Consider the following 21,365-nt stretch of genomic DNA (forward strand, 5'->3'; position numbering starts at 1 on the left):
ACCCGCGAAATTGTAACGACGTTTGTCATGACCAACCATGCGCCCCCAGGCAAACGGCGCACGCCGTCAGCCACTGTCATTCAGAACAAGAACCGAGGTCACGCCATGCTCGAAGTGCTCAACGATTTCCTTTCGGGGAAGCTCCTTATCGTGCTTATCGTCGGACTGGGAAGCTATTTCACCCTGCGCTCGCGATTTGTGCAGTTTCGCCATTTCATCCATATGTTCGGCGTATTCAAGGAATCGTTGCGCGGCCAGGCGGGCCAGTTGAGTTCGTTCCAGGCACTGATGCTGAGCCTGGCCGGGCGCGTGGGTGCCGGCAACATCGCCGGCGTCGGTATCGCCGTGACCCTGGGCGGCCCGGGCGCGGTGTTCTGGATGTGGGTGACGGCGCTGGTGGGCATGTCCAGCAGCTTCTTCGAATGCACCCTGGCGCAGGTCTACAAGCGCGCCGACGGTGACGGCCTGTACCGCGGCGGCCCGGCCTACTACATCCTGCACGGCCTCAACCTGCGCACCATGGCAGTGGTGTTCTCGGTGTTGCTGCTGGTGACCTACGGCTTCGCCTTCAACGGCCTGCAGTCGTACACCGTGACCCACTCGCTGCAGAACGCCTTCGGCTTCGCCCCGGAGCACACCGGGATTGCCCTGGCCGTGCTGCTGGCCATCGTGTTCCTGGGCGGGATCAAGCGCATCGCCTCGGTGTCCGACCTGCTGGTGCCGGTCAAGACCCTGGCCTACATCGGCGTTACCCTGTACGTGATCGGCAGCCAGATCGAACACGTGCCGGCCATGCTCGAAACCATCTTCAAGAGCGCCTTCGGCCTGGACCCTGCATTCGGCGGCCTGCTGGGCAGTGCCATCGTGATGGGCGTCAAGCGTGGCGTGTTCGCCAACGAAGCGGGCCTTGGCAGTGCGCCCAACGTGGCCGCCGTGGCGGCAGTGAAACACCCGGGCGCCCAGGGCGTGGTGCAGGCATTCAGCGTGTTCCTCGATACCTTCGTGATCTGCACCTGCACCGCGCTGCTGATTCTGCTGTCGGGCTTCTACACCCCGGGCTTCGAAGGTGACGGCATCGTGCTGACCCAGAACTCGCTGGCTGCCGTGGTCGGTGACTGGGGTCGCCTGTTCGTCAGCGTGGCGCTGTCGCTGTTCGTGTTCACCTGCATCCTCTACAACTACTACCTGGGCGAAAACAGCCTGCAGTTTCTGACCCGCAACCGTGCGGTGCTGATGGTCTACCGTGCCCTGGTGCTGGCGCTGATCGTGTGGGGCTCGGTGCAGAACCTGTCGACCGTGTTCGCCTTCGCCGACATCACCATGACGTGCCTGGCCTTCGTCAACCTGATCGCCCTGGCACTGCTGTTCAAGATCGGCCTGCGCGTGATGCGCGACTACGACGACCAGCGCAAGGCAGGCATCAAGCAGCCGGTATTCGACTCGGCCAGGTTCCCCGACCTGGACCTGGACACCCAGGCCTGGCCTGCTGTCCAGCCCGCTGAAAGCGCACGCCCTGCCAGCGTGGGCGAAGCTCAAGCTCAAGCGCAACGCTGAGCAACCCTGTGCCGCCGCCCCGTTCGCGGGCGGCAGCCGATTCGCGATGCCCCTTTTCTCACCTGCCTGGAATGCTCACCATGCGCGCGGTCAAGAACCTTCTCGTCCTCTACACCGGCGGCACCATCGGCATGCTGCAAACGCCCCATGGCCTGGCGCCGGCCGGTGGCTTCGAGGCACGCATGCGCGCCTGGCTGGACACGCACCCGACGCCACCCCGGGTGCACTGGCGCCTGCAGGAGATGTCACCGCTGCTCGACAGCGCCAACATGCAGCAGGCCAACTGGCTGGCCATGCAGGCGGCCATCGTCACGGCGGTGACGCGTGATGGCCACGACGGCATCCTGCTGCTGCACGGCACCGACACCCTGGCCTACAGCGCAGCAGCGTTGTCGTTCCTGCTGCTGGGGCTGGATGTGCCGGTTGTGCTCACCGGCTCGATGCTGCCGGCCGGCGCACCGCACAGCGACGCCTGGGACAACCTGCACGGCGCCCTGGCCCTGTTCGAAAGCGGCCTGCAAAGCGGCGTGCAGCTGTATTTCGCAGGCCAGCTGCTGCACGGCGCACGGGCCAGCAAACTGCGCAGCGAGGCCTTCGATGCGTTTGCCGCGCCGGCGCGCCACCGCGAAGGCAGCCGCGCCAGCGCGTTGCCCGCGGTACTCGGCTATGCCCAGCCGCGGGTGCCGGTGAAACTGGCGGTGCTGCCGGTGTACCCCGGCTTGCAGGCCGAGCAGGTGCAGGCACTGGTGGCGAGCGGCGTGCGCGGCCTGCTGCTTGAATGCTATGGCAGCGGCACCGGCCCATCGGAAGATGCAGCACTGATGCAGGCGTTGCAGAAGGCGCGCCAGGGTGGCGTGCTGATTGCCGCCATCAGCCAGTGCATCGAGGGCAGTGTGCTGTTCGATACCTACGCCGCCGGCAGCCGCCTGCGCGAGACCGGCCTGGTATCGGGCGGCGGCATGACCCGCGAGGCGGCGCTGGGCAAGCTGTTCGCCCTGCTGGGCGCGGGGCTGGACATCGACACCGCCGAGCACTGGTTCGCCCTGGACCTGTGCGGTGAACGGGTGGCCTGAGGCACTGCGAAAAATGGCGGAAGGCAGCCGGAGTCGAACCTGCCCGGGAACGGCTGCCGTCCCCAACCGGGTTTGAAGCCCGGCCGCGCCACCGGGCGCGATTGCCTTCCTTGAATTCAGTTGTCGCCCGGTTGAGCCAGGGCATTGTCGCGGCGAATGCGGCGCTGGTCGCCCAGGCGCCGGGTCAGGCCGATGCGATCGAAGTATTCCAGCACCTGGATGCTGCGCTTGCGCCCGATACCCAGCGCATCACGAAAAACCGTCACCTGCACCTCATCACCCGCCATGCGCAACAGCATAGCCGCCATTTGCCGCACTGTGGCCTCGGGATAGAACAGATCGCGCACCACCTGGTGCACCTGGCCCAGACGCGCCATCTTGCGCAGCAGCAGCCGTACCTCGGCTTCTTCGCTGCCGGTGGCGCGGGCCAGGTCGCGCACCCAGGGCGGATCGAAACGCGCCGCCAGCAGCAACGGTTGCACCTGTTGCCAGAGCGCCGTGTCGGCCTCGTTCAGGCGCGCCTGGTGCGTGGGCAGGTGCAGCCACGGGCCGCTGCTGGCAATCGCCTGCTCGCCCAGCAACTCGTCCACCAGGCTGATGAACGCCGGCCGCTCCAGTGCCAGGCTGGCGAAACGGCGCAGGCGGTCGCGGTCAGGGCCGAGCTGGTCGGGTTCGAGCTCGTGAAAGCGCGCCAGTTGCGCCAGCACCCGGGCCTTGAGCGCCTGCCATTGCGTCGTGTCGAACAGCAGCGGCCCCTGCCGCGTGGCCACCACCTGCACCTGCGCATCCAGCCGCCAGTGGTTGCGCAAGCGATTGAACTGGCGCTCCAGGCGCTGCGGGTCGAGCCCGCCCGTGCCTTGCGCAAGCAGCGCCGGCAAGGCCTGTTCCAGGCTGTCGGCCGCCGCCAGTGCCTGCAGCTGCGCCAGCCGCTGCGGGCTGCGGCGCTGGCGGGCCGGGGCGAATGGATCGAGTACGCGCCCGCCGCCAAGGGTGCGCTGGGCACTCTGGTCGCGCAGCACCACGGAGTCGCCATGCACCGCCTGCACCGGCGCGTTGACCAGCAGCTGCGCGAACATGCGCGCCCCGGGCGCCAGCCGCTCGCCTTCCAGCAATGCGACGCGGGCAGTGACGTCCTGGGTGCCCAGGTGCAGGTGCACCGGGCTGAAATGCTCGAGTGCACGGGCTTCCCCGGCCAGCAGGTGCAGTTCGATATCCAGCCGCTGAGTAGGCGCATGCAGCCACTCGGCCAGCAGCCAGTCGCCGCGGTGGATATGCTCCAGCGCCAGCCGCTCGGCACTGATGTTCAGGGCCACGCGCTGCCCGGCGAAGGCCTGGGTCGCGACCTGGTTCTGCGCGTGCAGGCCGCGCACCCGCACCGGTTTGCCCGCCTTGCCCAGCACCAGGCTGTCGCCCACCTGAACCTGCCCGGACAACGCGGTGCCCGTGACCACGATACCGGCCCCGGCCACGCTGAAGGCCCGGTCGATGGCCAGGCGAAAAGCGCCACCCTGGCTACGCGGCTGCAGGGCGTGCTGCGCGGCGAGCAATGCCTGACGCAGTGCCTCGATACCCTGGCCGCTGACACTCGACACCGCGAACTGCGCCGCCCCGGCATACGGTCCCGGCGCAAGCAGCCCGCGCACCTGGGCCTGCACCGCCTGCACCCGCGCCGGCTCGACCCGGTCGCATTTGGTGATGGCCACCAGCGCCTGCGCGATGCCCAGCAGTTCAACGATGGCCAGGTGCTCGCGGGTCTGGGGCATCACCCCGTCGTCGGCCGCCACCACCAGCAGCACCAGGTCGATACCCTGGGCGCCGGCCAGCATATTGTGGATAAACCGCTCGTGGCCCGGCACGTCGACAAAGCCGGTCAAAGGCGCATCCGCCGCCAGCGCTGCATAACGGTAGCCAAGGTCGATGGTGATGCCGCGTTCACGCTCTTCGCGCCGATGGTCGCCAGCCTGGCCGGTGAGGGCTTCGAGCAACGCGGTCTTGCCATGGTCGATGTGCCCGGCGGTGCCGACGATCACGTGGGCAGTACCGCCAGTTGCGCCAGCTGCGCCAGCCACGCGGGTTCGTCATCCAGCTGGCGCAGGTCGAGCCACAGCGCGTCGTCGTCCAGGCGCCCGAGCACCGGGATGGGCAACGCGCGCAAGGCCGCTTCCAGCGCCAGCAGGCTGCGCCCGCGCAGGCGCTTGGACACCTGTGGGCGCATGCACAGCGCAGCACTGGGCAGGCGTGCCACCGGCTGGCTGCCGCTGCCGATCATGCCCAGTGCAGGCAGCGCGGCAACGCTCCACGACGCGCCCAACGCCTGTGCCATGCGCGGCGCCAGGCGTTCGGCCTGGGCCAGGATCTCGGCTTGCGGCCGGGTCAGCAGGCGCAGGCTGGGCAGGCGCTCGGCCAGGCGGTCGGGGTCGCGGTACAGGCCCAGCACCGCTTCCAGCGCGGCGAGGGTCAACTTGTCGACCCGCAGGGCACGCTTGAGCGGGTTCTTCTTGATGCGCGCGATCAGCGCCTTGCTGCCCACGATGATCCCGGCCTGCGGACCGCCGAGCAGCTTGTCGCCGCTGAAGGTAACGATATCGGCGCCATCGGCCAGGGCCTGACGCACCGTGGGTTCGGCGGGCAGGCCCCAGCGGGTCAGGTCGAGCAGGCTGCCGCTGCCCAGGTCTTCGAGCAGCGGCAGGCCGTGCTGGTGGGCCAGTTGCGCCAGCTCGGCGGTGGGCACATGGCTGGTGAAGCCTTCAATGCTGTAATTGCTGCAATGCACGCGCATCAGCAGGCCGCTGCGCGGGTTGATTGCCGCTTCGTAGTCGCGGGCGTGGGTGCGATTGGTGGTGCCCACCTCGTGCAGCCTGACCCCAGCGCGGGCCATGATGTCGGGGATGCGGAATGCACCACCGATCTCGATCAGTTCACCGCGCGAAATGATGCCCTCCTTGCGCGCGCCCAGGCTGTTGAGCGCCAGCAGCACGGCGGCGGCATTGTTGTTGACCACGGTCACGGCCTCGGCGCCGGTGAGCTCGCGGATCAGGCCTTCGATCAGGTCGTCACGGTCGCCGCGCTTGCCGCTGTCCAGGTCGAACTCGAGGTTGAGGGGGTGGCGCGCGGCAAGCTGGACGGCCTCGATGGCGGCTTCGGGCAGCAGCGCGCGGCCCAGGTTGGTGTGCAGCACGGTGCCGGTGAGGTTGAACACCCGGCGGATGTGGCTGCGGTGCCGGGCGGCGAGGCGTTCGTTGGTGCGGCCGGCGAGCACCTCGGGGGCCAGTTCGGCAGCGCCGAGCTGGCCGTGGCGGGCGGGCTCGCGCAGGTCATCGAGCAGTTGGCGCAAGGTGGCGAGCACGGCGTCGCGGCCGTAGCGGTCCACCAGGGGAACGCAGGCGGGGCTGCGCAGGAGGGTGTCGATGGAGGGTAGACGGTGGGTGCACTGAGTGACGTTGGAGGACATGCAAAAACGCTCCGGCCTATGTAGGAGCCGGCCTTGCCGGCGAATGGAACACCGCGCAGGGACGGATCCCACAGTGTAGTGCGCCCTTCGCGCAAGGCCGGCCCTACAGGCCTGGGGCCAGCAACAGGTTCGGCGCCAGGCGCTGGTAGCCCTCCTGATCCAGGCGCATGTCCAGTGCCAGACTGGCCAGGTCTGCCGACAGGGCCTCCGATTGCGCATCGCTTTCAAGGTAGACCAGCTTCAGGTAACTGTGGCATTCGGGGCAGCATTCGGCCCGCAACGGCGCCTGCCCGGCGACATGGCGGTCATCCTCCAGGCTGAAGTACTGCAAGCCCTTGCTTTGCTCGCAATACACGCACTTGACCCGCACCGCGTGCCATTCACAGGCACACAACGCACACACCAGGTAGCGCAGGCCGTTGTACTTGCCGCGGTGGCGGATTACCCCCGCCATCGCCGGCGAACCACATGCCGGGCACTGCCCCAGGCTGTCGCCGGGCTTGAGTTCGACGCCGGGCATGGCCAGCAGCCAATGGCTCCACGCCGCCTGCAGCGCGGCCCCCAGAAACGGCACCAGCGCCGCCGGCACCGCGCTGTACTGCCCGCCCAGCAGTGCCAGCGCCCACACCATGCGCTGCCCTGCCCCGGCCTCGCGCAATTGCGTCTGGGCCTGATGCGCCAGCGGCGAAGACGCCTCGTAGCGTTGCAACAGGGCATCCAGCCAGCCCTGCCAGGCGCCCTCGCGCACCAGGCTGTCGGCGGCCAGGGGCGCCAGGCCGTGGGTCACGCACAGTTGCAGGCGCTGCGGGTCGGGCATGGCCGCTGCCGGCGGGTTGTCCAGCAACCCCTGCTGCACGCGGCACAACCCGGCCACGAAGCGCAGGTAGTCGCCCAGCGCATGCCCCTCGGCCAGCAGGTCGAGGCGTTCGGCACGCAGCGCAAACAGCTGAGGCGGCGGCGGGTGCAGAAACGGCGGCGAACTGGCCGACGCCTGGATCTGATCGGGTTCCATCACGGTACTCAAGGCTTGGCTCCTTTGTGCGTGTCGGGCCGCTCGTCCCGAGTGACCTCCCGGTACCATAGCGCATGGTGCTTGCGCGCCCACGCGCGGCTGACCCAGCCATGCAGCATGGCGCTGACCGAGCCCTTGATCCAGATGCCGGCATAGATGTGCACGATGATGCTCAGCACCAGCACGAAGCCGGCCAGGGCATGCAGCAGGGTGGCCAGGCGAATGGTGTCGATACCGAAGTACGCGCTGAAGTAGGCACGCCAGATCACCACGCCACTCACCAGCAGCACCAGCATGCACGCCAGCAGGGTCCAGAACAGCAGCTTCTGCCCGGCGTTGTACTTGCCCACCGGTGGTACGCCCTCCTCCTCGTTGCGGATCACCCGGTCGACCCGGCGCAGCCACTGCCGGTCGGTGGCGGTGATGAAGTTGGCCCGCCAGAAGCGCAGCACCAGCCCCAGGAACAGCACGAACATCAGCACGCCCATGAACGGGTGCAGGATGCGTGTCCACGGCCCGCCGCCGAACAGGTGGCTGAGCCAAAACAGCGCCGGGTGAAACAGCGCCAGCCCCGACAGTGCCGCCATGAAGAACAGGATCGCCACCAGCCAGTGGTTGGTGCGCTCGTTGGCGGTGTAACGCAGTATCGGCTTGTGCTTCATGGCCGTTGCTCCCCTGGTGCGGTGGGCTTGCCCGGGTCATACACATGCACCGACGGGTCGACCTGATGCACGCTGGTGTCAGGATGCTCGTCATCCTCTTCCTCGACCCGCTGCGGGCCGACGCGTACGTAGTGGAAGAACCCGGCCAGCACCGCCGCACCCATGGCCAGCAGCGCCAGCGGTTTGCTCACGCCCTTCCACAGCCCGACCAGCGGGCTGATCACCGGGTTGTCGGGCAGCCCCGCGTACACGCGCGGCGTGTCGGCGTGGTGCAGCACGTACATCACATGGGTGCCACCCACGCCGTCCGGGTCGTACAGGCCGGCATGCTCGAAGCCCCGCGACTTGAGGTCGACGATGCGTTCGGCGGCGTGCTCCTGCATGTCGGTCTTGCTGCCGAACACGATGGCGCCGGTGGGACAGGTCTTCACGCAGGCCGGCTCCAGCCCCACGGCCACGCGGTCGGAACACAGGGTGCACTTGTAGGCCTTGTGGTCCTTCTGCGAGATGCGCGGGATGTTGAACGGGCAGCCGGTGATGCAGTAGCCGCAGCCGATGCAGTGGTCCTGGTTGAAGTCGACGATGCCGTTGGCGTGCTTGATGATCGCCCCCGGACTGGGACAGGCCTTGAGGCAGCCGGGGTCGGCGCAGTGCATGCAGCCGTCCTTGCGGATCAGCCACTCCAGATTGCCGTCGGCGGTCTCGTGCTCGGTGAAGCGCATCAGCGTCCAGCTTTCAGCACTGAGGTCCTGCGGGTTGTCATAGGTGCCGTGGTTGTGACCCACCTCGTCGCGCAGCTCGTTCCATTCCGAACACGCCACCTGGCAGGCCTTGCAGCCGATGCACTTGGTGGTGTCGATCAGCTTGGCGACCTGCTCCTGCTGGCGCACCGAGGGGGGCAGCGTGGTGGTGGCCGAACGGGCAATGATGTCTTGGCTGGCCATCAGATCTTCTCCACGTTGACCAGGAACGACTTCGATTCCGGGGTCTGTGTATTGCCATCGCCGAGGAACGGCACCAGGGTGTTGGTCAGGTAGCCATGCCGCGTCAGCCCGGTGAAGCCCCAGTGCAGCGGGATACCGACCTGGTGCACGGTCTGGTTGTTGACCTGCAGCGGACGAATCCGCTTGGTGACGACCGCCACCGCCTCGATATGCCCACGCTTGCAACTCACCCGCACCCGGTCGCCGGCCTGGATACCCTTCTGCTGCGCCAGCACTTCACCGATCTCGACGAACTGCTCGGGCTGGGCGATGGCGTTCAGGCGCGCATGCTTGCTCCAGAAGTGAAAGTGCTCGGTCAGCCGGTAGGTGGTGGCCGCGTAGGGGTAGTCCTTGGCCTGGCCGAGGGTGTCCCACACCGAGTCGAAGATGCGTCCGGCCGGGTTGCTGGTGGCCTTCTTGTTGGTGGGGTGCAGCGGGTTGATCCCGATCGGCGTCTCGAAGGGTTCGTAGTGCTCGGGGAACGGGCCTTCGGCCATCTTGTCGACGGCGAAGAACCGGGCCACCCCTTCGGGGTTCATGATGAACGGGTTCATGCCCGCCTCGGGGGGCACGTCGGCCTTGTAGTCCGGGGTGTCGGTGCCGGTCCAGGCCTTGCCGTTCCACCATACCAGGCGTTTTTTCGGGTCCCAGGGCTGGCCTTGCGGGGTGGCCGAGGCACGGTTGTAGAGGATTCGCCGGTTCATCGGCCAGGCCCAGGCCCAGCCCAGGTTCTGCTTCATGCCATACGGGTCGCTGTTGTCGCGCCGAGCCATCTGGTTGCCCTGCTCGGTCCAGCTGCCGCAGAAGATCCAGCAGCCGGACGCGGTACTGCCATCGTCCTTGAGCTGGGCGAACCCCGACAGTTGCTGGCCGCCCTTGAGCGCGGCGCCGGTGGCATCGACCTGATCGGTCACGGCCACGCCGTTGAGCTCCCTGGCCAGCTCTTCGGGGGAGGGTTCATCGGCGACCTTGTACGGCCAGCTGAGGTTGAGCAGCGGTTCGGCAAACGCGCCACCCTCGGCGCGGTAGCGTTCACGCAGGCGCAGGAACAGGTCGCTCATGATGCGCACGTCGGTACGGGTTTCGCCCGGGCCGTCTGCGCCCTTCCAGTGCCACTGCAGCCAGCGGCTGCTGTTGACCAGCGAACCGTCCTCCTCGGCGAAGCAGGTGGTGGGCAGGCGGATGACCTCGGTGGCGATGTCGGCCGTGCTGACGTCATTGTACGGCCCTGCGTTGCGCCAGAACTCCGAGGTTTCGGTGGCCAGCGGGTCCATCACCACCAGCCACTTGAGCTTGCTGAGCGCGGCAGTGACGCGGTTCTTGTCGGGCAGCGCGGCAATCGGGTTGAAGCCCTGGCACATGTAGCCGTGCACCTCGCCCCTGCCCATCATGTCGAACATCTTGAGCACGTCGTAGCCTGGGATGTCGAGCTTGGGCAGCCAGTCGTAGCCCCAGTGGTTCTCGGCAGTGGCGTTGGCGCCATACCAGGCCTTCATCAGACTGACGTGGAACTTGCCGTAGTTCTGCCAGTACGACAGCTGCCCTGGGCGCAGCGGCTTGAGGGCGCGTTTGGCGATGTAGCCGTCGTAGTCCTGCTCGGCATCACCGGGCAGGGTCAGGTAGCCCGGCAAGGAGTTGGACAGCAGGCCCAGGTCGGTCAGGCCCTGGATGTTGGAGTGCCCGCGCAGGGCGTTGACCCCGCCACCCGGCATGCCGACGTTGCCCAGCAGCAGTTGCACCATCGCCGCGCTGCGGATGATCTGCGCACCGATCGAATGCTGGGTCCAGCCCAGGGCATAGAGGATGGTCATGGTCTTGCCGGGTGTGGAGCAGGTGGCGATCTCTTCCCAGATCTTCTGCATGCTGGCCTGGGGCATGCCGCAGGTCATGCTGGCGAGCTCCGGGGTGTAGCGGCTGTAGTGCTGCTTCATCAGCTGGTAGACGCAGCGCGGGTCCTGCAGGGTCGGGTCGACCTTGGCGAAACCGTCTTCACCCAGTTCGTAGCCCCAACCGGACTTGTCGGCATAGGTACGCTTGGCCGCATCGTAGCCACTGAACAGCCCGTCCTCGAAGCCGAAGCCGGCTTTGACGATGAACGACACGTCGGTGTAGTTGCGCACGTACTCGTGCTGGATCTGGTCAGTGCTGAGCAGATAGTTGATCAGGCCGCCCATGAAGGCGATGTCGCTGCCGGTGCGAATCGGCGCGTAGTAATCGGCCACCGAGGCGGTACGGGTAAACCGTGGGTCGACCACGATCAGCCGCGCCTGGTTGTGCGCCTTGGCTTCGGTCACCCATTTGAAACCGCACGGGTGCGCTTCTGCTGCGTTGCCGCCCATCACCAGGATCAGGTTCGCGTTGGCGATATCGGTCCAGTGATTGGTCATGGCACCACGGCCGTACGTCGGGGCAAGACTTGCCACCGTCGGGCCGTGTCAGACACGCGCCTGGTTGTCGAACCCCAGCATGCCCAAACTGCGAATGACCTTGTGGGTCAGGTAGCCGGCTTCGCTGGAAGCCGCCGAGGCCGCGAGGAACCCGGTGCTGAGCCAGCGGTTGACGGTCTGGCCCTGGGCGTTCTTCTCGATGAAGTTGGCGTCGCGGTCGGCCTTGACCAGCTCGGCCACGCGGTCCATGGCCTCATCCCAGCTGACGCGCGTCCACTCGTTGCTGCCCGGCTTGCGCACCTGCGGGTACTGCAGGCGACTGGGGCTGTGGATGAAGTCCAGCAGGCCTGCACCTTTGGGGCACAGGGTGCCGCGGTTGACCGGGTGATCGGCGTCGCCTTCGACGTGGATGATGCTCTGCGCCACGTTCTTGCCCGCATCGCCCTGGCTGTACAGGATCAGGCCGCAGCCGACCGAGCAGTAGGGGCAGGTGTTGCGGGTTTCCTTGGTGCGGGCCAGCTTGAAGTGGCGTATCTGTTCGGCGAAGGCCGGCGTGGGGGCCATGCCCAGCGCCGCCAGGCTCGAACCTCCAAGGCCGATGGCGGCGACCTTGAAAAATTGCCGACGGTTGAGATCCATCGTGCACTCCTGATCAGGTGGTGGACGCGCGGAGCATTGCCGGCGTCTCGTGAACAGTCACGGTGGCGGCCACTGGGTGGTCGTCAATATTCACTCTAGCCAAGATCGGGCCAAGCACCATTAAAACGGATTATCGATGCGTGCAACGGGTGCATAATCGCCAGCCTGACCACCATCGCCAAGGGACTGCATGATGCAATTGGACAAGAACGGGTTGCCGCTGCTGGAGCAGTTTGGCGAAGAAGGTTTTGTGGACTGCGTGTTTCAGGTGCAGCACCTGATGCAGGATGACGTGCACTACCACTTTGACCTGCGTGCCGCGTTCGCCGGGTACTCGGTGGGTGTGCGGGCGCGGCTGCGGCGCGACGTGCAGCCGGGGTTCGATGGCGAGATGAACGTGATACAGGCGCACTTCTACAGCGACGGGCTCGAGATCTCGTCGCTGGGCCTGGAGACCGAGCGGTTCATCGAGGCGCTGGCACAGCTGTATGAAATCGAGCTGGTCGATGGCCCCGGGGCGGTCGGCGAGCGCTTCAGCGTGATTGCGCTGCACCAGGCGGACACCGGGCTTGAAGCGGGTGCGGTGCGCCTGAAGGTGTTCGGCAACGACCGTTCGGATTCGGCGCCAGGCAGCTACTACGAAAGCTTCTTCAATGTCGACCTGCCAGCCGGTCATGTGTACTGGAACGAGAAGGACGTGGAGTATCGCGCACCGATGCTCAATGCACTGGCCGGGCTGGTGGGCCAAGGCGTGGCCGCGGCGTGAGTGCTCACGGGCCGCTTCACCTCCTGGCGGCCCGCTAGAGGTACCGCGAGGCCCGCACGTGCGCTGAACATCGCAAGCGTGTCAGGGCCACCGCCCACCGAGGTTTCCCCAGAACGCAAAACGCCCGATGCAGCGCATCGGGCGTTTGTCTTGAAGCGCGGCGTTGGCCAGGGCTCAGAACGGGATGTCGTCATCGAAGCTGTCGAAGTCGGCAGCCGGCTGCGGCGCAGGCTGTTGCGGCGCAGGGCGCTGCTGAGGGGCCTGCTGCGGACGCTGCTGAGGCGCCTGCTGACGCGGGGCCTGGTTGTAGTTGTTGCCACCCTGCTGCGAACCGTCCTGGTTCTGCGGACGACCACCCAGCAGCTGCATGGTGCCCTGCATGTCGACGATGATCTCAGTGGTGTAACGCTTGATGCCGTCCTTTTCCCACTCGCGGGTCTGCAGCTTGCCCTCGATGTACACCTGCGAACCCTTGCGCAGGTACTCGCCGGCAATCTCGGCAACCTTGCCGAACATCGACACACGGTGCCACTCGGTACGCTCGACCTTCTGGCCGGTCTGCTTGTCGGTCCACTGCTCGCTGGTGGCCAGGCTGAGGTTGGTCACCGCGTTGCCGTTGGGCAGGTGGCGAACTTCAGGGTCCTGGCCGCAAGTGCCGACCAAAATGACTTTGTTAACCCCACGGGCCATAACGTTCTCCTAGGCTTGGCACGCCGCGGGCGCCGGGTTTACCAGCAGCTCCAGGGCCGTACGATCCAAAATTTGTGTATCCAGTTTGATATAGATGGCGGCTTCCTCTGCCACCACCACTGCGTCGGTCACACCCGGCACGGCCTTGAGGCGCTCGGTCAAGCCCGCTTCGCGCATCGCTTCTGGCGACAACGGCAAGCGCAGGCTCGTCACGTAAGGTGGTTCGCGCATAGTAACAGCTATGGCCAACCAAAGGGCACAGAGGCCTGCGCACCCCAGGAAAACCACGCTCAAGCCGCCATGCTGGAACAACCAGCCACCCATGATCCCGCCCAGCGCCGCCCCCAGGAACTGGCTGGTGGAATACACCCCCATCGCCGTGCCCTTGCCACCGGCCGGCGACACCTTGCTGATCAGCGAAGGCAACGAGGCTTCGAGCAGGTTGAAGGCGGTGAAGAAGATCACCGTGCCGATCACCAGTGACTGCAGGCTGTTGCCCAGCTCCCAGAAAAACAGCTCTGTGAGCATGAGCACACTGACCGCGCCCAGCAGGACACGTTTCATCTTGCGCTTTTTTTCACCGTAGATGATGAACGGAATCATTGCGAAGAATGAAACCAGCAAGGCGGTGAGGTAGACCCACCAGTGCTCCTCTTTCGGCAACCCGCCACGCTCCACGAACGCCAGCGGCAAGGCGACGAAGCTGGCCATGAGGATGGCGTGCAGCACGAAGATGCCGACGTCCAGGCGCAGCAGGTCGGGGTGACGCAGGGTCGGCCCCAGGGCCTGCTTGGCCACGCCCGACTCGCGGTGCGCCAGCGGGCCGTTGGAGGCCGGCACCACGAAGGCGATCAGGCCGATGCCCACCACCGCCATCGCCGCGGTGGCCAGGAACAACCCCGACAGGCCGAAGGCCCGCGTTACCAGTGGCCCCACGACCATCGCCACGGCGAACGACAGGCCGATGCTCATGCCGATCATGGCCATGGCCTTGGTGCGGTGCTGTTCGCGGGTGAGGTCCGAGAGCAACGCCATGACTGCCGCGGAGATGGCGCCCGCACCCTGCAGGATGCGCCCGGCGATCACGCCCCAGATCGAGTCGGCCTGCGCTGCCAGCACGCTGCCCAGGGCAAAGATCACCAGCCCCAGGTAGATCACCGGCCGACGGCCGATGCGGTCGGAAATGACCCCGAACGGAATCTGCAATACGGCCTGGGTCAGGCCATAGGCACCGATGGCCAGGCCGATGAGCGCCGGCGTGGCGCCCGCCAGGTCCATGCCATAGGTGGCCAGTACCGGCAGCACCATGAACATGCCCAGCATACGGAAGGCGAACACCAGGGCCAGGCCGCCTGCGGCGCGGGTCTCGCTGCCGCTCATGCGTTCGCTGTGGGGATCGTGCATGGATAAACCTCGTGTGAACCGGCGGCGATTCTACCAGTCGGATCGGTTAACGGCATATACGCGACGCTTTGCCGCGTGGTGGCAGCGCGCCGTATACTCCTCCGTTTATGCCCGCCAAGCGAGGCCGCAGTGGACAAGATCCTGATACGTGGGGCACGTACCCACAACCTTAAGAACATCGACCTGACCCTGCCCCGGGACAAACTGATCGTCATCACCGGTCTGTCCGGGTCCGGCAAGTCATCGCTGGCGTTCGACACCCTGTATGCCGAAGGCCAGCGCCGCTACGTGGAATCGCTGTCGGCGTATGCCCGCCAGTTCCTGTCGATGATGGAAAAGCCAGACGTCGACACCATCGAGGGGCTGTCACCGGCCATCTCGATCGAGCAGAAGTCGACCTCGCACAACCCGCGCTCGACCGTGGGCACCATCACCGAGATCTACGATTACCTGCGCCTGCTGTATGCCCGTGTGGGCACCCCTCGCTGCCCCGACCACGACATCCCGCTCGAAGCCCAGACTGTCAGCCAGATGGTCGACCTGGTGCTGGCGCAGCCCGAGGGCAGCAAGCTGATGCTGCTGGCTCCGGTGATTCGCGAGCGCAAGGGCGAGCACCTGGCGGTGTTCGAAGAGCTGCGTGCCCAGGGCTTCGTGCGCGCACGGGTCAACGGCAAGCTGTACGAGTTGGACGAGTTGCCCAAGCTCGACAAGCAGAAGAAGCACAGCATCGATGTGGTGGTCGACCGCTTCAAGGTGCGCGACGACCTGCAGCAGCGCCTGGCCGAATCGTTCGAAACAGCCCTTAAGCTGGCCGATGGCATCGCCCTGGTGGCGCCGATGGACGACGAGCCGGGTGAAGAGATGATCTTCTCGGCGCGCTTCGCCTGCCCGATCTGCGGCCACGCGATCAGCGAGCTGGAGCCCAAGCTGTTCTCCTTCAACAACCCGGCCGGCGCCTGCCCGACCTGCGACGGCCTGGGCGTGAAGCAGTTCTTCGACATCAAGCGCCTGGTCAACGGCGAGCTGACCCTGGCCGAGGGCGCGATTCGCGGCTGGGACCGGCGCAATGTGTATTACTTCCAGATGCTCGGCTCGCTGGCCGCGCATTACGGGTTCAGCCTGGAGGTGCCGTTCAACGAGCTGCCGGCCGACCAGCAGAAGGTGATCCTGAACGGCAGTGGCAAGCACAACGTCGACTTCAAGTACCTCAACGACCGGGGCGATATCGTTAAGCGTTCGCACCCCTTCGAGGGCATCGTGCCGAACCTGGAGCGGCGCTACCGCGAGACCGAATCGGCCACCGTGCGTGATGAGCTGGCCAAGTTCCTCAGCACCCAGCCCTGCCCCGACTGCCGCGGCACCCGCCTGCGCCGCGAGGCGCGCCATGTGTGGGTGGGCGAGAAGACCCTGCCGGCGGTTACCAACCTGCCGATCGGCGATGCCAGCGACTACTTCGGCGGCCTCAAGCTGACCGGGCGCCGTGGCGAGATCGCCGACAAGATCCTCAAGGAAATCTGCGAACGCCTGCAGTTTCTGGTGAACGTGGGCCTGGACTACCTGACGCTGGATCGCAGCGCCGATACCCTGTCGGGCGGCGAGGCCCAGCGTATCCGCCTGGCCAGCCAGATCGGCGCCGGCCTGGTGGGGGTGATGTACATTCTCGACGAGCCATCCATCGGCCTGCACCAGCGCGACAACGATCGCCTGCTGGGCACCCTCAACCACCTGCGCGACATCGGCAACACGGTGATCGTGGTGGAGCACGACGAGGACGCCATCCGCATGGCCGACTACGTGGTGGATATCGGCCCGGGCGCGGGCGTGCATGGCGGCCAGATCGTGGCCGAGGGCACCCCGGCCGAGGTGATGGCGCACCCGGACTCGCTGACCGGCAAGTACCTGTCGGGCCGCGTGAAGATCGCCGTGCCGGCCAAGCGCACCCCGCGCAACAAGAAGCTGTCGCTCAAGCTCAAGGGCGCACGCGGCAACAACCTGCAGAACGTCGACCTGGAGATCCCGATCGGCCTGCTGACCTGCGTGACCGGCGTGTCCGGTTCGGGCAAGTCGACGCTGATCAACAACACCCTGTTCCCGCTGGCGGCAACCGCGCTCAACGGTGCCAGCACGCTGGAAGCTGCGGCCCACGACAGCTGCGATGGCCTGCAGCACCTGGACAAGGTGGTGGACATCGACCAGAGCCCGATCGGGCGTACACCGCGCTCCAACCCGGCGACCTACACCGGGCTGTTCACGCCGATCCGCGAGCTGTTCAGCGGCGTGCCGGAGTCGCGCTCGCGCGGCTACGGGCCGGGGCGTTTCTCGTTCAACGTCAAGGGCGGGCGCTGCGAGGCGTGCCAGGGCGATGGCCTGATCAAGGTCGAGATGCACTTCCTGCCCGACATCTACGTGCCGTGCGACGTGTGCAAGAGCAAGCGCTACAACCGCGAAACGCTGGAGATAAAGTACAAGGGCAAGAACATCCACGAGGTGCTGGAAATGACCATCGAGGAAGCCCGCGAGTTCTTCGATGCGGTGCCGGCACTGGCGCGCAAACTGCAGACGCTGATGGACGTGGGCCTGTCGTACATCAAGCTGGGCCAGTCGGCGACCACGCTGTCCGGTGGTGAGGCGCAGCGGGTCAAGCTGTCACGCGAGCTGTCCAAGCGCGATACCGGCAAGACGCTGTACATCCTCGATGAGCCGACCACTGGCCTGCACTTTGCCGATATCCAGCAACTGCTGGACGTGCTGCATCGCCTGCGTGACCACGGCAACACCGTGGTGGTGATCGAGCACAACCTGGACGTGATCAAGACCGCCGACTGGCTGGTGGACCTTGGGCCGGAAGGCGGCTCCAAGGGCGGACAGATCATCGCCTGCGGCACGCCGGAGGAGCTGGCCGAGATGAAGCAGTCGCACACGGGGTATTACCTCAAGCCGCTGCTGGCGCGCGACCGGGCCTGAACTGCAGGAGCCGGCCTTGCCGGCTCCTGCACAGCGGCATGCGGACACAAAAAAGGCCATCGGGTACGCCCCGATGGCCTTTTTCGTTGCGCGGCGGATTACATCTGCGATTGCAGGTAGTTCTCCAGGCCCAGCGACTTGATCAGACCCTGCTGCTTCTCCAGCCAGTAAGTGTGATCTTCTTCGGTGTCGGCCAACTGCACGCGCAGGATGTCACGGCTGACGTAGTCCTTGTGCAGCTCGCACAGCTCGATGCCTTTGCACAGCGCAGCGCGCACCTTGTACTCAAGGCGCAGGTCGGCAGCGATCATCTCGGGCACGGTGGTGCCGATGTCCAGGTCGTCCGGGCGCATGCGCGGGGTGCCTTCGAGCATGAGAATGCGGCGCATCAGGGCGTCGGCGTGTTGTGCCTCTTCTTCCATCTCGTGGTTGATTCGCTCGTAGAGCTTGCTGAAGCCCCAGTCTTCGTACATGCGCGAGTGGATGAAGTATTGGTCACGTGCCGCCAGTTCGCCCGTCAGCAACGTGTTGAGATAATCGATTACGTCCGGGTGACCTTGCATTGCCCTGACTCTCCCTGTGTGAAAGCCATAGTTTGAACCAGGATGACTGTAAGGTCACTGCAAATTGCGCTAAAACCGCTAAAAAAGTGGGTAAACAGTAGTCAATTGCATTGAAAAACCGCCCAGATGAGGGCGGTTCTTCTTATCACTTCGACTTAGGCCAGATTGAGACCCAATGCCTTTGCGATTCCCCCTCCGTAGGCCGGATCGGCCTTGAAGAAGTGCTGCAGCTGACGATCCACGACATCGCGCGAGACGCTGGCCATGGTGCCGGCGATGTTGGCGATCAGCAGGGCCTTCTGCTCATCGTTCATCAGGCGGAACAGCGCACCGGCATGGCTGTAGTAGTCGGTGTCTTCACGATGATCGTAACGGTCTGCTGCACCACCGAGGGCCAGTGCAGGCTCAGCGTACTGCGGGGCCTGCTTGGGTGCGTCGGCGTAGCTGTTGGGCTCGTAGTTGGGCGCCGCGCCGCCGTTGCTGCCAAAGGCCATCGAACCATCGCGCTGGTAGCTGTTCACCGGGCTGCGTGGGGCGTTTACCGGCAGTTGCTGGTGGTTGGTACCCACACGGTAACGGTGAGCGTCTGCGTAGGCGAATACGCGGCCCTGCAGCATGCGGTCTGGCGACAGCCCCACACCCGGGATCATGTTGCTGGGGCCGAACGCGGCCTGCTCGACTTCGGCAAAGTAGTTGAGCGGGTTGCGGTTGAGCTCCAGTTCGCCCACCTCGATCAGCGGATAGTCCTTCTGCGACCAGGTCTTGGTCACGTCGAACGGGTTCTCGGCACGGCTGGCGGCCTCGGCTTCGCTCATTACCTGGATGCACACGCTCCATTTCGGGAAGTCACCGCGCTCGATTGCTTCGAACAGGTCGCGCTGGGCGTAATCCGGGTCGGTACCGGCCAGGCGGGCCGCCTCGGCAGGCGCCAGGTTCTTGATGCCCTGCTTGGTCTTGAAGTGCCACTTGACCCAGGTACGCTGGCCCTGTGCGTTGATCAGGCTGTAGGTGTGGCTGCCGAAACCGTGCATGTGACGGTAACCGTCCGGGATGCCGCGGTCGGAAAACAGGATGGTGACCTGGTGAAGCGATTCGGGCGAATGCGACCAGAAGTCCCACATCATCTGCGGGCTTTTCAGGTTGCTTTGAGGCAGGCGCTTCTGGGTGTGGATGAAGTCCGGGAACTTCAATGGATCACGGATGAAGAACACCGGCGTGTTGTTGCCCACGATGTCCCAGTTGCCTTCCTCGGTGTAGAACTTGAGTGCAAAACCCCGAGGGTCACGCTCGGTATCGGCCGAACCCCGCTCGCCACCCACGGTGGAGAAACGCAGGAAGGTCTCGGTCTGCTTGCCGACGCTGCTGAACAGCTTGGCGCAGGTGTACTGGGTGATATCACGGCTGACGGTGAACGTGCCATAGGCACCCGACCCCTTGGCGTGCACACGGCGCTCAGGGATGTTCTCGCGGTTGAAGTGCGCAAGCTTTTCAATCAGGTGGAAGTCTTCCAGCAACAACGGACCCCGCGGGCCTGCCGAACGCGAGTTCTGGTTGTCGGCGACCGGCGCGCCACTGGCGGTGGTCAGCGTTTTGTTCTGGCTCATGCACTCTCTCCTTAATCAGACTTTTGCGGCCGGCTAATCGGCGTAGGCAGAAGTATCGACCAGGAACATGACACCATCAAATTCATTACATGACTGAGATCAATAGGTTATTTCAATTCATGCAGAAACAAAAAACCGGGCACTGGGCCCGGTTCCTTGTTACAGACTGTTCGCCTTACTCAGCAGCTTCAACCGAGCCACCAACAGGACGATCAACCAGCTCGACGTACGCCATAGGTGCGTTATCGCCAGCGCGGAAACCGCACTTGAGGATACGCAGGTAGCCGCCCTGACGGGTGGCATAGCGCTTGCCCAGATCGTTGAACAGCTTACCGACGATTTCTTTCGAACGGGTACGGTCGAAAGCCAGACGACGGTTAGCAACGCTGTCTTCCTTGGCCAGGGTGATCAGCGGCTCGGCAACGCGGCGCAGTTCCTTGGCTTTTGGCAGAGTAGTTTTGATCAGCTCGTGCTCGAACAGCGACACCGCCATGTTCTGGAACATGGCCTTACGGTGAGAGCTGGTACGGCTCAGGTGACGTCCACTTTTACGATGACGCATGGGTTCATTCCTTACCAAACACTACGTTCGGTGATTACGACGATCAGGCAGTCGCCTTGTCGTCCTTCTTAAGACTTGCAGGCGGCCAGTTGTCGAGGCGCATGCCGAGGGACAGACCACGGGAGGCCAGAACGTCCTTGATTTCGGTCAAGGATTTCTTGCCCAGGTTCGGAGTCTTCAACAGTTCTACTTCGGTACGCTGAATCAGGTCGCCGATGTAGTAAATGTTCTCCGCCTTAAGGCAGTTGGCCGAACGCACGGTCAATTCCAGATCGTCAACCGGACGAAGCAGGATCGGATCGATCTCGTCTTCCTGTTCGACTACCACTGGTTCGCTGTCACCCTTGAGGTCGACGAATGCAGCCAACTGCTGTTGCAGGATGGTTGCAGCACGACGGATTGCCTCTTCAGGATCCAGAGTACCGTTGGTTTCCAGATCAATAACCAGCTTGTCCAGGTTAGTACGCTGCTCGACACGGGCGTTTTCCACCACGTATGCGATACGGCGAACCGGGCTGAACGAAGAGTCGAGCTGCAAGCGACCAATGCTGCGGCTTTCGTCTTCATCGCTCTGACGCGAATCGGCCGGTTCATAACCACGACCACGAGCTACGGTGAGCTTCATGTTCAAGGCGCCATTGGACGCCAGGTTAGCGATTACGTGATCGGGGTTAACGATCTCGACATCATGATCCAGCTGAATATCGGCAGCGGTAACCACCCCCGAACCCTTCTTCGACAAGGTCAGCGTAACTTCGTCACGACCGTGCAGTTTGATAGCCAGGCCTTTCAGGTTCAACAGGATTTCAATGACGTCTTCCTGAACACCTTCGATGGCGGAGTACTCGTGGAGTACACCGTCGATCTCGGCCTCGACTACTGCACAGCCAGGCATGGAGGACAACAGGATGCGGCGCAGCGCGTTGCCCAGGGTATGGCCAAAACCACGCTCGAGAGGCTCGAGAGTGATTTTAGCGCGGGTTGGACTGACGACCTGCACATCGATGTGGCGGGGCGTCAGGAACTCATTTACCGAAATCTGCATGGATGC

General features: G+C 64.9%; 16 protein-coding genes and 1 tRNA gene. 4 read left to right on the forward strand and 13 right to left on the reverse strand.

Annotation, left to right across the window (positions count from 1 at the left end; translation table 11 throughout):
• Positions 1-105: 105 nt before the first annotated feature.
• Entirely contained in the window at positions 106-1,554 is a 1,449-nt protein-coding gene (locus tag DN388_RS20100) for a sodium:alanine symporter family protein (RefSeq protein ID WP_058541924.1), read from the forward strand.
• An 80-nt stretch (positions 1,555-1,634) separates the two neighbouring features.
• Positions 1,635-2,627 carry an asparaginase gene (locus DN388_RS20105; RefSeq protein ID WP_054916430.1) on the forward strand — a complete coding sequence of 331 codons (993 nt, stop codon included), beginning with the start codon at positions 1,635-1,637 and terminating at the stop codon, positions 2,625-2,627.
• 14 nt (positions 2,628-2,641) lie between these two features.
• On the opposite strand, the gene DN388_RS20110 is transcribed toward DN388_RS20105, so the two are convergent.
• From DN388_RS20110 to fdnG, 7 genes are all read right to left on the reverse strand, one after another.
• Positions 2,642-2,737 (reverse strand) — tRNA-Sec (locus DN388_RS20110).
• A 6-nt stretch (positions 2,738-2,743) separates the two neighbouring features.
• Positions 2,744-4,657, reverse strand: a complete 1,914-nt coding sequence (selB, locus tag DN388_RS20115) for a selenocysteine-specific translation elongation factor (protein WP_229590321.1) — start codon at positions 4,655-4,657, stop codon at positions 2,744-2,746.
• The gene (selA, locus tag DN388_RS20120) at positions 4,654-6,078 is read right to left on the reverse strand and encodes an L-seryl-tRNA(Sec) selenium transferase (protein ID WP_210014651.1); all 1,425 of its coding nucleotides are present in this window, start codon (positions 6,076-6,078) and stop codon (positions 4,654-4,656) included. The genes selB and selA overlap by 4 nt, the downstream gene beginning before the upstream one ends.
• Before the next feature lie 103 nt (positions 6,079-6,181).
• Positions 6,182-7,102, reverse strand: coding sequence for a formate dehydrogenase accessory protein FdhE (fdhE, locus tag DN388_RS20125; RefSeq protein ID WP_210014652.1), 921 nt, complete (start codon positions 7,100-7,102; stop codon positions 6,182-6,184).
• Complete coding sequence (locus DN388_RS20130) at positions 7,099-7,752, reverse strand: formate dehydrogenase subunit gamma (RefSeq protein WP_088514373.1); 654 nt, start codon at positions 7,750-7,752, stop codon at positions 7,099-7,101. Before DN388_RS20130 ends, fdhE begins: the two co-directional genes overlap by 4 nt.
• Complete coding sequence (fdxH, locus tag DN388_RS20135) at positions 7,749-8,696, reverse strand: formate dehydrogenase subunit beta (protein ID WP_229590318.1); 948 nt, start codon at positions 8,694-8,696, stop codon at positions 7,749-7,751. Before fdxH ends, DN388_RS20130 begins: the two co-directional genes overlap by 4 nt.
• A complete protein-coding gene (gene fdnG, locus DN388_RS20140) occupies positions 8,696-11,761 on the reverse strand; it encodes a formate dehydrogenase-N subunit alpha (protein ID WP_146094976.1) in 3,066 nt (1,021 codons plus the stop codon). Before fdnG ends, fdxH begins: the two co-directional genes overlap by 1 nt.
• A gap of 193 nt (positions 11,762-11,954) precedes the next feature.
• Here fdnG and DN388_RS20145 point away from each other — a divergent pair, with 193 nt between their 5' ends.
• Positions 11,955-12,527, forward strand: coding sequence for a hypothetical protein (locus DN388_RS20145; protein WP_100634175.1), 573 nt, complete (start codon positions 11,955-11,957; stop codon positions 12,525-12,527).
• Between the two features lie 174 nt (positions 12,528-12,701).
• Here DN388_RS20145 and DN388_RS20150 read toward each other — a convergent pair whose 3' ends face one another.
• Complete coding sequence (locus DN388_RS20150; RefSeq protein ID WP_043861918.1) at positions 12,702-13,217, reverse strand: single-stranded DNA-binding protein; 516 nt, start codon at positions 13,215-13,217, stop codon at positions 12,702-12,704.
• 9 nt (positions 13,218-13,226) lie between these two features.
• Positions 13,227-14,621, reverse strand: coding sequence for an MFS transporter (locus DN388_RS20155; RefSeq protein ID WP_054916437.1), 1,395 nt, complete (start codon positions 14,619-14,621; stop codon positions 13,227-13,229).
• Positions 14,622-14,750: 129 nt separating this feature from the next.
• On the opposite strand from DN388_RS20155, the gene uvrA reads away from it, so the two are divergent.
• The gene (uvrA, locus tag DN388_RS20160; protein ID WP_255001920.1) at positions 14,751-17,585 is read left to right on the forward strand and encodes an excinuclease ABC subunit UvrA; all 2,835 of its coding nucleotides are present in this window, start codon (positions 14,751-14,753) and stop codon (positions 17,583-17,585) included.
• 98 nt (positions 17,586-17,683) lie between these two features.
• Here uvrA and bfr read toward each other — a convergent pair whose 3' ends face one another.
• The 4 genes from bfr to rpoA form a co-directional block, all read right to left on the reverse strand.
• Positions 17,684-18,148, reverse strand: a complete 465-nt coding sequence (gene bfr / locus DN388_RS20165) for a bacterioferritin (RefSeq protein ID WP_043861921.1) — start codon at positions 18,146-18,148, stop codon at positions 17,684-17,686.
• Positions 18,149-18,303: 155 nt separating this feature from the next.
• Positions 18,304-19,752 carry a catalase gene (locus tag DN388_RS20170; RefSeq protein WP_078481647.1) on the reverse strand — a complete coding sequence of 483 codons (1,449 nt, stop codon included), beginning with the start codon at positions 19,750-19,752 and terminating at the stop codon, positions 18,304-18,306.
• A gap of 175 nt (positions 19,753-19,927) precedes the next feature.
• Positions 19,928-20,314 (reverse strand): 50S ribosomal protein L17, encoded by a 387-nt coding sequence (gene rplQ / locus DN388_RS20175; RefSeq protein WP_002555463.1) that lies wholly within the window; start codon positions 20,312-20,314, stop codon positions 19,928-19,930.
• A gap of 43 nt (positions 20,315-20,357) precedes the next feature.
• Positions 20,358-21,359 (reverse strand): DNA-directed RNA polymerase subunit alpha, encoded by a 1,002-nt coding sequence (gene rpoA, locus DN388_RS20180; RefSeq protein WP_003186012.1) that lies wholly within the window; start codon positions 21,357-21,359, stop codon positions 20,358-20,360.
• Between the last annotated feature and the right edge of the window lie 6 nt (positions 21,360-21,365).

The organism is Pseudomonas sp. S12(2018), from assembly GCF_024355235.1.
GTDB classification, from domain to species: Bacteria; Pseudomonadota; Gammaproteobacteria; order Pseudomonadales; family Pseudomonadaceae; genus Aquipseudomonas; species Aquipseudomonas palmensis.

What these genes read in the sequence shown, in the direction of transcription:
- DN388_RS20145 (WP_100634175.1), top strand. Translation starts at nt 11,955, where the DNA reads ATGCAATTGGACAAGAACGGGTTGCCGCTGCTGGAGCAGTTTGGCGAA.
- rplQ (WP_002555463.1), bottom strand. Translation starts at nt 20,314, where the DNA reads ATGCGTCATCGTAAAAGTGGACGTCACCTGAGCCGTACCAGCTCTCAC.
- selA (WP_210014651.1), bottom strand. Translation starts at nt 6,078, where the DNA reads ATGTCCTCCAACGTCACTCAGTGCACCCACCGTCTACCCTCCATCGAC.
- DN388_RS20155 (WP_054916437.1), bottom strand. Translation starts at nt 14,621, where the DNA reads ATGCACGATCCCCACAGCGAACGCATGAGCGGCAGCGAGACCCGCGCC.
- DN388_RS20150 (WP_043861918.1), bottom strand. Translation starts at nt 13,217, where the DNA reads ATGGCCCGTGGGGTTAACAAAGTCATTTTGGTCGGCACTTGCGGCCAG.
- DN388_RS20170 (WP_078481647.1), bottom strand. Translation starts at nt 19,752, where the DNA reads ATGAGCCAGAACAAAACGCTGACCACCGCCAGTGGCGCGCCGGTCGCC.
- fdxH (WP_229590318.1), bottom strand. Translation starts at nt 8,696, where the DNA reads ATGGCCAGCCAAGACATCATTGCCCGTTCGGCCACCACCACGCTGCCC.
- bfr (WP_043861921.1), bottom strand. Translation starts at nt 18,148, where the DNA reads ATGCAAGGTCACCCGGACGTAATCGATTATCTCAACACGTTGCTGACG.
- DN388_RS20100 (WP_058541924.1), top strand. Translation starts at nt 106, where the DNA reads ATGCTCGAAGTGCTCAACGATTTCCTTTCGGGGAAGCTCCTTATCGTG.
- DN388_RS20130 (WP_088514373.1), bottom strand. Translation starts at nt 7,752, where the DNA reads ATGAAGCACAAGCCGATACTGCGTTACACCGCCAACGAGCGCACCAAC.
- rpoA (WP_003186012.1), bottom strand. Translation starts at nt 21,359, where the DNA reads ATGCAGATTTCGGTAAATGAGTTCCTGACGCCCCGCCACATCGATGTG.
- DN388_RS20105 (WP_054916430.1), top strand. Translation starts at nt 1,635, where the DNA reads ATGCGCGCGGTCAAGAACCTTCTCGTCCTCTACACCGGCGGCACCATC.